At 50.8% G+C, this 13,278-nt stretch carries 10 protein-coding genes, 5 tRNA genes and 1 rRNA gene; 14 read left to right on the top strand and 2 right to left on the bottom strand.

Annotated elements, in window-relative coordinates; all coding sequences use genetic code 11:
- From DXA93_RS14960 to DXA93_RS14985, 6 genes are all read left to right on the top strand, one after another.
- A 23S ribosomal RNA gene (locus tag DXA93_RS14960) occupies positions 1 to 169 on the top strand; the annotation flags it as partial.
- A gap of 83 nt (positions 170 to 252) precedes the next feature.
- A tRNA-Asn gene (locus tag DXA93_RS14965) sits at positions 253 to 324 on the top strand.
- Between the two features lie 54 nt (positions 325 to 378).
- Positions 379 to 450: transfer RNA gene (locus tag DXA93_RS14970), tRNA-Glu, on the top strand.
- A gap of 26 nt (positions 451 to 476) precedes the next feature.
- Positions 477 to 549: transfer RNA gene (locus DXA93_RS14975), tRNA-Thr, on the top strand.
- A gap of 4 nt (positions 550 to 553) precedes the next feature.
- A tRNA-Ile gene (locus DXA93_RS14980) sits at positions 554 to 627 on the top strand.
- Positions 628 to 661: 34 nt separating this feature from the next.
- Positions 662 to 735 (top strand) — tRNA-Asp (locus DXA93_RS14985).
- A 120-nt stretch (positions 736 to 855) separates the two neighbouring features.
- On the opposite strand, the gene DXA93_RS14990 is transcribed toward DXA93_RS14985, so the two are convergent.
- A complete protein-coding gene (locus DXA93_RS14990) occupies positions 856 to 1,473 on the bottom strand; it encodes a flavodoxin family protein (protein ID WP_022461984.1) in 618 nt (205 codons plus the stop codon).
- Between the two features lie 159 nt (positions 1,474 to 1,632).
- On the opposite strand from DXA93_RS14990, the gene DXA93_RS14995 reads away from it, so the two are divergent.
- Together DXA93_RS14995 and DXA93_RS15000 are read left to right on the top strand one after the other, a co-directional pair.
- Positions 1,633 to 2,295 carry a glycoside hydrolase family 78 protein gene (locus DXA93_RS14995; protein WP_119208636.1) on the top strand — a complete coding sequence of 221 codons (663 nt, stop codon included), beginning with the start codon at positions 1,633 to 1,635 and terminating at the stop codon, positions 2,293 to 2,295.
- Between the two features lie 53 nt (positions 2,296 to 2,348).
- Positions 2,349 to 4,964, top strand: a complete 2,616-nt coding sequence (locus DXA93_RS15000; RefSeq protein WP_119208638.1) for an alpha-L-rhamnosidase — start codon at positions 2,349 to 2,351, stop codon at positions 4,962 to 4,964.
- A gap of 104 nt (positions 4,965 to 5,068) precedes the next feature.
- On the opposite strand, the gene DXA93_RS15005 is transcribed toward DXA93_RS15000, so the two are convergent.
- Complete coding sequence (locus DXA93_RS15005; protein WP_055221737.1) at positions 5,069 to 5,443, bottom strand: metal-dependent transcriptional regulator; 375 nt, start codon at positions 5,441 to 5,443, stop codon at positions 5,069 to 5,071.
- A 246-nt stretch (positions 5,444 to 5,689) separates the two neighbouring features.
- On the opposite strand from DXA93_RS15005, the gene DXA93_RS15010 reads away from it, so the two are divergent.
- The 6 genes from DXA93_RS15010 (at position 5,690) to DXA93_RS15030 (ending at position 13,155) form a co-directional block, all read left to right on the top strand.
- Complete coding sequence (locus tag DXA93_RS15010) at positions 5,690 to 6,868, top strand: serine hydrolase domain-containing protein (RefSeq protein WP_119208640.1); 1,179 nt, start codon at positions 5,690 to 5,692, stop codon at positions 6,866 to 6,868.
- 332 nt (positions 6,869 to 7,200) lie between these two features.
- Positions 7,201 to 7,428 (top strand): HPr family phosphocarrier protein, encoded by a 228-nt coding sequence (locus DXA93_RS15015; protein ID WP_147326098.1) that lies wholly within the window; start codon positions 7,201 to 7,203, stop codon positions 7,426 to 7,428.
- A gap of 186 nt (positions 7,429 to 7,614) precedes the next feature.
- On the top strand, positions 7,615 to 8,571 hold the full coding sequence (locus tag DXA93_RS20215) for a hypothetical protein (protein ID WP_330427391.1): 957 nt from the start codon (positions 7,615 to 7,617) through the stop codon (positions 8,569 to 8,571).
- Positions 8,572 to 8,648: 77 nt separating this feature from the next.
- The gene (locus DXA93_RS20220; protein ID WP_330427392.1) at positions 8,649 to 10,547 is read left to right on the top strand and encodes a 3'-5' exonuclease; all 1,899 of its coding nucleotides are present in this window, start codon (positions 8,649 to 8,651) and stop codon (positions 10,545 to 10,547) included.
- 18 nt (positions 10,548 to 10,565) lie between these two features.
- Complete coding sequence (locus DXA93_RS15025) at positions 10,566 to 10,949, top strand: hypothetical protein (RefSeq protein WP_119208642.1); 384 nt, start codon at positions 10,566 to 10,568, stop codon at positions 10,947 to 10,949.
- 16 nt (positions 10,950 to 10,965) lie between these two features.
- Positions 10,966 to 13,155 (top strand): DNA topoisomerase III, encoded by a 2,190-nt coding sequence (locus DXA93_RS15030; RefSeq protein WP_119208643.1) that lies wholly within the window; start codon positions 10,966 to 10,968, stop codon positions 13,153 to 13,155.
- Positions 13,156 to 13,278 lie beyond the last annotated feature (123 nt).

Raw genomic sequence — 13,278 nt, forward strand, 5'->3', positions numbered from 1 at the left:
CGGGAAGGGATAAACGCTGAAGGCATCTAAGCGTGAAGCCCCCCTCAAGATGAGATATCCCATTCGAAAGAAGTAAGACCCCTTGAAGACGACGAGGTAGATAGGGCAGAGGTGGAAGTGCCGTAAGGCATGGAGCTGACTGTTACTAATCGGTCGAGGGCTTGACCTGAATGGTTGTGTTCACAGAAATGGAATGATAGATGTGTAGTGTATGCGGTTTTGAAGGTATATCAAATATCTTCAATTAAATAATCCTCGATAGCTCAATGGTAGAGCATTCGGCTGTTAACCGAAGGGTTGTTGGTTCGAGCCCAACTCGGGGAGTGAATGCGGCCTGTAAGAGTTTCTTACAGGTCAGTTCTTTCAAAAAGTAAATATGGCTCCGTGGTCAAGCGGTTAAGACATCGCCCTTTCACGGCGGTAACACGGGTTCGATTCCCGTCGGAGTCACTGAATATAAAATATTTGTTATGTATGCCGATGTGGCTCAATTGGCAGAGCAGCTGATTTGTAATCAGCAGGTTATCGGTTCGAGTCCGATCATCGGCTCTTTGGACCTTTAGCTCAGTTGGTTAGAGCAACCGGCTCATAACCGGTCGGTCCCGGGTTCGAGTCCCTGAAGGTCCACTTTAGTTCTATATTTTATATTCTGTATATGTCTGGCCCGGTGGCTCAGCTGGTTAGAGCGCCGCCCTGTCACGGCGGAGGTCGTCGGTTCGATCCCGATCCGGGTCGCTTTAAAAAGTCTGCGGAAGCAGGCTTTTTTCGTGTATAAAATTTCTTCCAGCTATAAAAGATGCCGTATTCCAGACATAGAAAAAAGTCTGAAATACGGCATCTTGCTTAACAGATAAATTAACGGATAAAGTTTGTGCCGACGCGCGGTTCCTTTTCCGGAAGACCAAAGGATTCTTTTCCGAGCTGGATGCTCTTCATCAGAAAACTCATATTCCGTGCAAGGGTACGCATGATCTGCAGGCCTTCGAGATCTTGCTGTGCCTCGTCCGCATTATTTCCATGGATACTGTTCCAATACTGGCCGGAAGCAACCGGCATGCCGGAGATGGTGAAGTATTTGTTCAGCTCATCAAAGGTAGCGGAAAGACCGCCGCGGCGTGCAGAGACAACCGAAGCGCCGACTTTCATGGTCTTGTCAAAGTGTGTGCTGTAGAACAGCCGGTCAAGAAAAGCAATAAGTGTTGCATTTGCAGATGCATAATAAACCGGACTTCCGACAACAAGGCCGTCAGCCTCTTCAAATTTCGGAGCAACCTCATTTACCATATCGGAAAAAGCACATTTTCCGAGCTTGGAACAGGCACCGCAGGCAACACAGCCGCGGATATCTTTATTTCCGATATGTACGATTTCCGCCTCAATACCATTTTCTGTAAAGACTTTTTCCATTTCGTGCAGGGCAGTATAAGTGCTGCCTTTTGCGTGAGGACTTCCGTTGATTAATAATACTTTCATTTGATGGTACCTCTCTTTCATAATTTCCTTTATTATAACACCGGAAAAGATGCAAATAAAGACGCTTTTTTGGGCAAAAACTGATCTTAACAGAAATAGCTGCTGGACGGTATAATACAATCAGCAAAGAAGGCAAAACTTGCAATGGGAGGTTACCAAATGAAGATAGAGAGAATTCTGATTGAAGATCAGATGGCACCGATCGGGCTGGATGAGAAAAAACCGGCATTTTCCTGGCTGCTGACGGCAGAAGAAGGAGAACAGAATCTGATGCAGAGCGCATGCCGGATCGTTGTGCGCATCGGAGAAGATACTGTGTGGGACAGCGGAAAAATGGAAACCGGCGTATCAACAGGGATTGGTTATGAAGGAGAAGCACTGCAGCCCTGTACCAAATATGAGGTAAAAGCAGAGGTGTGGGATAACCACGGCGGAAAAGCAGAAGCAGAAAGTTCCTTCGAGACAGGCCTTATGGATTCTTTGTATGCAGCATGGGAGGGAGCTGAGTGGATCGGCGCACCGCATGCGACGGTATGCGCGGAAAACCGCGGTGTCTTTACGATCGAGAGTGAATTTCGGATGGAAGGCGGGAAGGGAGAAGCGGGTATCGTCTTTGGAGCCAATGACTTCCGTCTGAACGACCATACGAAAAATGAGCTTGGCATGGAAGGGGAGAACTATATCCGTTATGTTGTGTGCCTTGAGGATGGAGATGCACGCCTCGAAATTTACCGCGTGGCTATGCGCCGGAGGATACAGCGGAAAAACCGTTTGCCGTTACGAAACTGGTCAACTGGAAAGAGAAAACACAGGAAATCCTGACACCAGAGAATGCCGATGCCTTTCATAAGCTGACCGTAGAGGTTGACGGCAATGTGGCATACGCCTATGTCGACGGCATCCTCGTGGATGCCATTGAAGAGCATGGATTTTTTGGAACGAAAGTATCAGGCCGCCAGCTGAATCCGAGAGGAAATAACGATGTGCTGCCGTATCCGAGACTGAATGAGATCGGATTTTATGCAGGAAAAGGGACGACAGGATATTTTAAGAATCTGACCGTAAGAAACGTAAGAAAACCATCCGCGGAAATTGTTCGTGAGACGCCGGAAGGACGGCTGGATGGGGGAAAAAGTATCTTTGCGGATCAGATTCCGGTGGAAAACGGATACTTTAAAGTAGAAGACAGCCAGATTACGGCAGATCCGTCCCATCATTCAATTCCAATGCTGCGGTCGTGTATTTCCTGCCAGAAAGAGAAAAAACTGGTATCGGCACGCCTTTATATTACTGCGCGCGGTATCTACGACTGCCGGATCAACGGACAGGAGATCACGGAAGATCTGCTGCGTCCGGGTCTGACACAGTATGACCACAGAATGAACTATCAGACATACGATATCACAGGGCTGATGAAACCGGGCCGAAACGGAATCGGCGTGACGCTGGCATCGGGCTGGTGGAGCGAGGCACAGACCTTTGTGGTGAAGAACTTCAATTACTTTGGAGACAAGGAGAGTCTGCTTGCCAAGGTTGTCATGAAGTACGAGGACGGCAGCCGCGAGGTCTTTGGAACAAATACCGAGGATTGGAAGTATTTCGGAGAAGGTCCTTACCTGTTTTCCAGCTACTTTGCCGGAGAGCAGTACGATGCGCGCCGGGCAGAGGTTTACGAAACTTATTCTCTGCCGGAGTTTGATGACAGCACCTGGGAAAAGCCAGTTGTTGTGGATACCGTCATGATCGAAGAGTTCTGCACGATGCCGGGCTTTGGACGGTCCTGGCCGGCGGTTCATGAGCAGAAGCCGGAATATATCGGTGAGTACGATGCGCCGGTGCGGATTGTGGACCGGAGAACGGCAAAGACGAGAAAAGAGCTGTTCCCGGGTGTGTATCTCTACGATCTGGAACAGGAGATGGCTGGTGTACCGCGGATTACACTGCATGAGAAGGCGGGCACAAAGATCATCATCCGCTATGCGGAGGTGCTTTATCCGGATCTGCCGGAGTATGCCGGAAAAGAAGGCACGATGATGCTGGAAAATTACCGGGATGCGACGAGTACGGATGTTTATATCTGCCGCGGCGGGGAAGAGGTGTTCCAGCCGAAGTTTACCTTCCACGGCTACCGCTATATTGAGATCAGCGGTGTGGAGCATGCGCCGGAGCTGGAAGAAGTAGAGAGTCTTCAGTATTCTTCTGTGACGGAATTCCATGGAAGCCTTACGAGTAGCCATAAACTGCTGAACCGGTTTGCCGAGAATGTTTCCTGGTCACAGAAATGCAACTTTATCAACATTCCGACCGACTGCCCGCAGAGAAATGAGCGCATGGGCTGGGCGGGCGATACGCATATTTTCTGCCATACGGCGCTCAACAACAGCAGCCTGAAGAAATTCTATGAGCGGAACCTGCAGGCGATGCGTGATCTGCAGACACCGGAAGGCCAGTACCCGGAGATTGCACCGGTGGGCGGCGGATTCGGCGGCATTACGTATGAGTGTGCGAGTATTTTTATGGCGTGGGAACTGTATGGGCAGTATGGGGATATCCGCACACTGGAGAAATTTTATCCTGGCATGCAGAAATATATGGACTATATGAAGGATAAGGGTCTGCCGGGAACGAAGGTAAATCCGGCGATCGGACCGCTTGGCGACTGGCTGGCACCGGAAGAGACGGATCTGCTGCTTTTATGGAATGCATTCTATTATAAAGAAGCCGATCTGATGAGCCGGATTGCCGGTGCGCTCGGAAGAACAGAGGAGCAGCATCAGTATGAGGCGCTTGCTGCGAAGGTGAAGAAATTCTGGAATGAGACATTTGTACTTCCGGATTCCGGAAAGACCTGCAATGCGGACGGAACGCTGTGTGATACGCAGTGCTCGTATGCAATTGCACTGTCTTATGGTGTGGCAGAAGACAGAAAGAGAATAGGAGAGCATCTGATCCGAAAGACGAGAGCGATCGGCTATACGGTCGGAACGGGATTCTTTGGAACGGGTATTCTGAACCAGATGCTGACCGAGCAGGGCGCTGTGGGGGATGCCTGGAAGATGATGCTGCAGACGGCATTCCCGTCGTGGCTGTATCCGGTGACCCAGGGAGCGACGACGATCTGGGAGCACTGGGATTCCTACACGAAGGAAAAAGGCTTCGGCGGACAGAATGCGATGAACTCGTTCAATCATTATTCTCTCGGAAGCGTTCTTTCCTGGCTGTATCACACGGGACTTGGTATCCAGAGAGACGAGACAAAACCGGGTTATCAGCACATTCTGCTGAAACCGCAGCCGGGCCCGCTCGAGTTTATGAAAGGTTCCGTAGACAGCCCGTACGGCGTGATTTCTGCCGGATGGGAGCGGAAAGGTGACAAAATAGAGTATCAGGTTACGATTCCGGTCAATACAACGGCAACCCTGTTTAAAAACACGGAGGATCCGGCGGATACCGTGGAACTGGGAAGCGGAACGTATACTTTTATGCTGTAAAAAGAAAACCCGAAAGGCTCCGGCAAAGAAATGGGAGACTTTCGGGCGGAAAGAGAAACGCTGTCGGAGAGAAGAGAACTCCGGCAGCGTTTTCTTTGTCATGCTTATTTTTCGGCAGTCATGTGCAGATGACGTTTGATCGCTTCAAAGCTTTCCTGGCTGATGACATGCTCGATGCGGCAGGCATCTTCCGTGGCGGTCTGCTCATCAACACCAAGGCTCATCAGGCCGCGGGAGAGGAGCTGGTGGCGCTCATAGATCATCTCTGCGATCGCGCGTCCGCTGTCGGTCAGGTAGATGTAGCCTTCCGGCGTTACGCGGATCTGCTCTTTTTCTCTTAAGTTTTTCATGGCAACGCTGACACTTGATTTTTTAAAGCCAAGTTCTTCTGCAATATCAACACCGCGTACAACGGGTTTTTTCTGACTTAAGACTAAAATGGTTTCCAAATAATTTTCTGCGGATTCATTCGTTTTCAGCAAGATGTTCACCTCGTTTTTCTAAATAGCTGAAGATTCATAAATATATATACATATAGAATAGCATATTTTTCGGAATAGGGCAATGATGGTTTTTGATGGTTTTTCTTAATTTCAGAAAAGTTGTAAGATTTCAGAAAAAAAAAGACAATGAGGATAGAAGAAGAAAAGCAAGATAAAAGATGACAGGGGGCAAAAAGAGAGGTAAAATAGGAAAAAACAATGAAATTTAGATGGAGGTATACCATGGAACAGGTGATAAAGAAAAGACTGCAGCAGGTGATGGATGCGTCTGTTGCAAAAGGAGAGACACCGGGCTGTCTTCTGATGGTGATCAAAGACGGAGAGGAGCAGGTTTATCTGGAGAGCGGATATGCGGATATCGAAGCGAAAAAGCCGGTTTCCCGCGATAATATTTTCCGTCTCTACTCCATGAGCAAGCCGATTACCGCGACGGCCATGATGATTCTGGTAGAGCGCGGAATCGTCGATCTGGCGGATCCGGTCAGCAAGTATCTGCCGGGCTTCCGGAACCCGGTTGTATGTACAGCGGATGGGAAGATAGAAAAAGCGGAGCGGGAGATCCTTCTGGAGGATATTATGAATATGACATCCGGGCTGACGTACGGCGGAACGGATGAGACGGGACGGCAGACCGATGCACTTTTTCAGGAGGTGATCCACGGACTTAAGGAAGAAAACGGCGGAACGATCAGTACAGTAGAATTTGCAAACCGTCTTGGAAAAGTCCCGCTTCTGTATCAGCCGGGCCAGTCCTGGAGTTATGGAACGTCGGCGGATGTCGTAGGTGCGGTGATTGAGGTGGCAAGCGGCATGCGCTTTGGGGATTTTCTGAAAAAAGAAATTTTCGAGCCGCTCGGCATGAACGATACCGATTTCTGGGTTCCGGCAGAAAAGCAGGATCGTCTGGCGAAGGTGTATGACTGCAGGGAGGGACAGCCGTCTGTCCGTTATCTGGACAATAACCTTGGCATTCAGAACGATATGGCGTACCGCCCGGCATATGAGGCAGGCGGAGCAGGCCTTGCATCTACCATCGACGATTATGCGAAATTTACACAGATGCTGCTGAACGGCGGCACCTACAACGGTGTACAGATTCTCCGTCCGGCGACGGTAAAATTTATGGGAGGCCACACATTAAGCGCGGTACAGCAGGCAGGCTTTGATAACTGGATCGGTCTGGAAGGATTTTCCTACGGAAATCTGATGCGTGTTCTGGTAGATCCGACGCGTGCGGTAACGCTGGGAAGCAAGGGCGAGTTCGGCTGGGACGGCTGGCTTGGATGCTACATGGAAGTCGTGCCGGAGCAGAATATGACATTTCTGATGATGACCCAGAAAAAAGATGCCGGAACGTACACCCTGTCCCGGAAGATCCGAAATATTATTTTCAGCGAATAACTTTTCATGAGAGTGATTCTCAAGTAAGGCCTTCCGGCCCGTCAGATCAGACGAAAAAAGTGCCGGAAAAGAAACAACTTAACGAATCAGACGGAACATATGAGCAAATTGCTGTAAAACTACGTCGAATTTTGTCTAAAACGGATATTTGCAGTGAGACAGATGTATGCTATTTTAGTGTCAGTCGAAAATGAAGGCGATTTCATTACTACTTTCAGAAAAAACAGCAAAAAAGGAATATCGTGTAAGCTTTTGACCGATTTTGAAGGAAATAAAAGAAAGAATTCAAAATCATGAAAAAAAGACCAAAAAGCAGAAAGGATGCAGAAAATATGATTTCGTTACCGTTAAAGTTTGATGAAGTAGAGAGTGTAGAAGAATTTGTAAATATGGTGAAACGCCTGGATTACGACGTTGACGTAAAAATAGGACGATGCGTCTTTGATGCGAAATCCCTGATGAGTGTCCTGATGATCGCCGGAAACCCGGATGCGGTTGTGGAAGCCCATACGAACGATATCGAAGCATTTAAAAAGAAATTTAAGGATTACCTTCAGTAAGAAAAAAAGTCGGAAAGGCACTGTGTGTAAGATGCATGGTGTCTTTTTTGATGCACGAAAAAGCGGGTGAAGTATCTTGCCGGGGAGACGTGTGCATGGTAAAATAAAGTCTATTGGGATGGAAATAAGAGAATCAAAAGAACGGGCTGATGTAGAAGAAGTTTTTCGTAAAAAAGGAGGTACAAAGTGGAAGAAGAGAAACTGGAAAGAAGCATCAGAAAATCAGAGATTCCCGGACTTACGAGGGAAGAGGAGGAAGCACAGCTTGCGAAGGTGATCGGGATTGCCGAGCAGAATCTGGAACAGGCGAAGGCGGATATCCGGCTGGCGAATGAGGATCTGGCGGATCTGATGGAGACGTACGACGCAAAAGAGGCGGAAGGCCTGGCGCTCTGGAACAACGCGACGGCGAAGCTGAATGCGTACCAGCACGGCATGGCGCGGCTGGAAAAAGCGAGAAAGAAGCCGTATTTCGGGCGGATTGATTTTCAGGATCCGCGGCTTTCGTTTTTAGAGTCCTATTACATCGGGCGCGTCGGCATTTCCGATGAGAAGGCGGAACCGGTTGTGCTGGACTGGCGGGCGCCGATTTCTTCCGTCTATTATGAGAACAGCACCGGGCCGTGCAGCTATACGGTGAGTTCAGAGGGTACTTTTTCGATTGATCTGAAAAGAAAGCGGACGTATGAGATTGAAAATGACCATCTGAAAGACTTTTTTGATTCCGATGTGGTAGCGAACGATGAGCTGCTGACAAAGTATCTGGCGAAGAACAAAAAAGCGGTGCTCGGTGAGATCATTGCGACGATCCAGCAGGAGCAGAACCTCATTATCCGCAGATCCCCGAAGACGAATCTGATCGTACAGGGCGTGGCTGGCTCCGGAAAGACGACGGTGGCGATGCACCGGATTTCGTACATCCTCTATAATTACGAGGAGGACTTCCGGCCGGAGGATTTCTATATCATTGGAAGCAACCGCATTCTGCTGAACTACATTACCAGCGTTCTGCCGGAACTCGATGTGTACGGCATCCGTCAGATGACGATGGAGCAGCTTTTCATCCGGCTTCTGTATGAGGACTGGGACGAAGAAAAGTACATGGTACACACCATCGACGCGCGGATGAGAAAAACAGCATAAAGGGCGGAAGCGGCTGGTTTTTCGATCTGGAAAATTTCTGCCGTACGTACGAGGCAGAGCAGATTCCGCGGGAGCCGGTGCGGCTGGAAAAAACGGGAACATTGCTTCTGGACGCCGAGTATATTGATAACTATTGCAGGGAGCAGTCCACACTTTCCATGGAAGGAAAGATGTGCATGCTGAACGAGATCCTGCTGGCAAAATTTGAGAATGAGGTTTCGGGAAAAGAAGTGACGTTTCCGGCGCGCGAAAAAAAGGCGCTGAAGCGGAAATACGAGAAATATTTTGGAGATGGAAAATGGCGGGGATCCATTTTTGATCTCTATTTACAGTTTCTGGAGCAGCAGGCGGAGAAAGGAAAAGCGGTGGAAGTGCCGGAAAACTCCTTTGATGTCTATGATCTGGCGGCGCTGGCATACCTCTATAAGCGGATCAAGGAAAACGATCCCGTGCGCGAGGCGAGCCATGTGGTCATCGACGAGGCGCAGGATTTCGGGATGATGGCGTACCAGGTGCTTCATTACTGTCTGCGTGACTGTACGTATACCATTATGGGAGATACGTCGCAGAATATCCATTTTTCCTACGGCCTGAACGACTGGGAGGAGCTGAAAAAGCTGATTCTGACCGGCACGTACGATGCGTTCGGCGTTCTGCGGAAGAGTTACCGGAATACGGTGGAGATCTCCGATTTTGCAAACGAGATTCTGCGGCATGGGGACTTTGCGATCTATCCGGTGGAGCCGGTGCTGCGGCACGGAACGGCGGTGCGGAAAGAAGCATTTGACGATGAAGCGGCGCTGCTCGCCGCGGGTGTTCAGACAATCAAGACATGGCAGGCGCAGGGATATGAGACGATTGCCGTTGTATGCCGGGATGAGGCAGAAGCGGCGGATACGGCGCGGAAGCTGAAACAATACGTGCCGGTTGTGGAGGAGGATCTCGAGACGGCAGAGTTCGGCGAGGGCGTGATGGTGCTCCCGGTGGCATATACGAAAGGTCTTGAGTTCGATGCGGTGCTGCTTCTTGATCCGACGGAAGAAAAATATCCTGAAAATGACGGGCAGGTGAAGCTGCTTTACGTGGCGGCGACGCGGGCACTGCATGAGCTGGCGGTGCTGTATACAGGAGAACTGACGGGAATCCTTGCCAAAGAAGCGCCGAAGGGCCGTCACAATCAGGAATTTGCCATGGAGACGCTGACGAAGGCGAAAGAGTATGAGAAGGTTTCGCTGACGCAGAAGGAGGCGCGTGAGGAGAACCGCGCGATCGGCATTCAGGAGATGGACGAGCGGAACAGCCATGGACCGAAACGGATTGTGATCAAGCCGGAGCAGAGGCCGGGAATGGCGCTTGGAAATACAAGCACGACCGGAACAGCGGTGATGGCAAAAGGCAGTACGGCAACGCGGAGGGCTGCGGCAGAAACGGGAGAAGAAATTGCCGCAAAGACAATGCAGCAGCGTGCACCGGAAGGGGTGTCATCTATTTTTGCTGGTGCGGCTTATCATGGAAAGGCAGGCGGCAAAGCGCCGGGAAGCAGACGGAGTGCAGGAACACAGGCAGGAATGCAATATGGAACGGGCACGGCCGGAGTGCAGAGTGCAAAAAGACCAGGCGGAGCAGGTATGGTACCAGGAGAAGCCGAGAAGACGGAGCGCCTGAATACCTCACCTTACGCTTTCGGTGCAATCCCGGAAAACGAGCTGCTGCGCATCAAGGGCCATTCGAAGATCAAGTGTGCGGTGAAATGGGCGAAGAAAGGAAAATCGGCGGTTGAGATTGCCAGCATGTACGGCATTTTACGTATCACCCCGATCACGCCGGAGGTGATCCGCATCAGTTTCGTAAAAGGTGTGACCGCAAAAGTGCAGGACACGTACTGGAAGCCGAGGCAGACACCGCGTTTCCGTGGAGTGCGAAAGAATCGAAGACGGCGGTTCTGGTCGAGACGGAAAAGCTGCGCGTCATGGTAGAAAAAAAAGGACGGCGCGGTGCAGTTCCTGACGCCGGACAACAAACCAATCCTTTCCGAGAAGCGTGACGAGCCGCGCATGATCGACGGCGGCATGACATGGACGTTCTTCGACTGGAGCGGTTCCGAAAAGCTGAAAGCAAAAGGCATTCTTTCGACCGAGTGGCTGGATCTGACCGCGAAGGCGCGCTACGTCTCTTTTGGCGGAAAGCAGGCGCGGATGCCGCTGTTTGTTTCGAACCGCGGCTACGGCATTGCGGCCGCCGCGTCCCGGACGGCACTGCTGTGCAATGTGCGGACGTTTGGAACGTATCTTCATACCGCCGGGGACGGACAGATCGATTATTACTTTATTCTCGGAAAAGACCGGGAGGAAATTGTAAAACAGTATAAAGAGCTATAAAAGGAGCAGACATTTTATGAAAACTCTGGTAATTGCAGAAAAACCATCCGTGGCACGCGACATTGCGCGCGTACTGGGGTGCAGCAAAAAAGAAAACGGAGCGCTGGAGGGAAACAAGTATATCGTTACCTGGGCGCTCGGCCATCTGGTGACGTTAAAAGATCCGGAAGACTATGACAAAAAGTATAAGGAATGGAATATGGCAGTTCTGCCGATGATGCCGGAAAAACTGCAGATCAAGGTCATTCCGCAGACGGGAAAACAGTACCATGCGGTGACGACACAGCTTGCGCGGAAGGATGTGAATGAGATTGTCATTGCAACCGATGCCGGACGCGAGGGTGAGCTGGTGGCGCGGTGGATTCTCGACAAAGCACATAACCAGAAGCCGTGTAAGCGTCTCTGGATTTCCTCTGTGACGGACAAGGCGATCCGTGAGGGTTTTGCCAATCTGAAGGATGCGAAAGAGTACGACAATCTCTACCGCGCTGCTGTTTCCCGTGCCGAGGCGGACTGGCTCGTCGGCATCAATGCGACGCGGGCGCTGACCTGTAAATACAATGCACAGCTTTCCTGCGGCCGTGTGCAGACGCCGACACTTGCTATGATCGCACAGCGCGAGCAGGAAATCCGTGAATTTGTCCCGAAACCGTATTACACGGTGACGGCCGCGGCGGGCGGTGTGGTCTACACCTGGAAAGATGAAAAATCGGGCGGCACAAGAATCTCCGATCCGGAAAAGGCAAAGCAGATCGCAGAGAATGCAAAACGGTATCCGCTTGTCTTACAGAACGTAGAAAAGAAGAAAAAGCAGAAAGAAGCGCCATTGTTCTACGATCTGACGGAGCTGCAGCGCGATGCGAGCGCACGGTTCGGCTATTCGGCAAAACAGACGCTGAATCTGATGCAGAGCCTCTATGAGACCCATAAAGTCCTTACGTATCCGCGGACAGATTCACGGTATCTGACGAAAGATATTGTGCCGACGTTAAAAGAGCGGCTGGATGCGGTCAGCATCGGCCCGTACAAAGCACTGGCCCAGCAGGCGAAGCGCAGTCCGCTGAACGGAAAGCTCTCATTTGTCAATGATGCGAAGGTTTCCGATCACCATGCCATTATCCCGACGGAGCAGTACGTGCAGTTATCCGCACTCTCGAACGAGGAGCGCCGCATTTATGATCTTGTTGTGCGCCGTTTTCTTGCGGTACTGCTGCCGCCGTGTGTATATGAAGAGACGGTGATCCAGGCTTCCATCGAAAAGGAATGGTTTACTGCGCGCGGAAAGCGCATGGTCGAGAAAGGCTGGCAGGAGGCGTACGAGGATAACCGGTACGACGAAGAGGATGAGGCGAAAGAAGAGGTGCGGGAGCAGAATCTGCCGCTTCTGGAGGCAGGCATGAAGATCGGGCAGCCGAAGATCAGTCTCCGCGAAGGAAAGACAAAACCTCCGGCACGCTTCACGGAAGGCACGCTGCTCTCCGCGATGGAAAATCCGGTCCGCTACATGGAAAACCGCGACAGCAGCCTGGTAAAAACGATCGGTGAGGCGGGCGGCCTTGGAACGGTTGCGACCCGTGCGGATATCATCGAGAAGCTGTTCCGCAGCTTTCTGCTGGAGAAAAAAGGCAATGAGATCTATCTGACCTCGAAAGCACGCCAGCTTCTGAAGCTGGTTCCGGCGGATTTGAAAAAGCCGGAGCTGACGGCAAGCTGGGAGATGCAGTTAAACGACATTGCAAAGGGAAAGAAGCGGCGCGATGTGTTTATGGAGGAGATCCGCAGCTACACGGTGGAACTGATCGATGAGATCAAGACGGAAGAGGGAACGTTCCGCCACGACAACCTGACGAACAAGAAGTGCCCGAACTGCGGAAAACGGCTGCTTGCGGTGAATGGAAAGAACGCAAAACTGCTCGTCTGCCAGGACAGAGAGTGCGGCTACCGCGAGACGGTTTCCCGCACGACGAATGCGAGATGCCCGGTCTGCCATAAGCGCATGGAGATGATCGGAAAGGGCGAGGATGCGACGTTTGTCTGCGCCTGCGGCCACAAAGAGCGCATGACAAAATTCCAAGAGCGCCGCAAAAAAGAGGGCGGCGGCGTGACGAAGCGCGATGTGGCAGCTTATATGAAGAAACAGAAAAAAGAGGCCGAAGAGCCGGTGAACAATGCGTTTGCCGCGGCATTAAAAGGAATTAAATTATAAAAAGGGAGCGAGTTCTGCCGAAAATCAAAAAACGGCGGAACCCGCTTCTTTTGTTAAAATCGTTGAGGAAAAGGTCAAAAAAAGTGATTGTTTTATGCAGAGTTATGCCGTAAAATAGAAACA

The organism is Blautia sp. OF09-25XD, from assembly GCF_003482095.1.
In the GTDB taxonomy this organism is placed as follows: domain Bacteria; phylum Bacillota; class Clostridia; order Lachnospirales; family Lachnospiraceae; genus Fusicatenibacter; species Fusicatenibacter saccharivorans.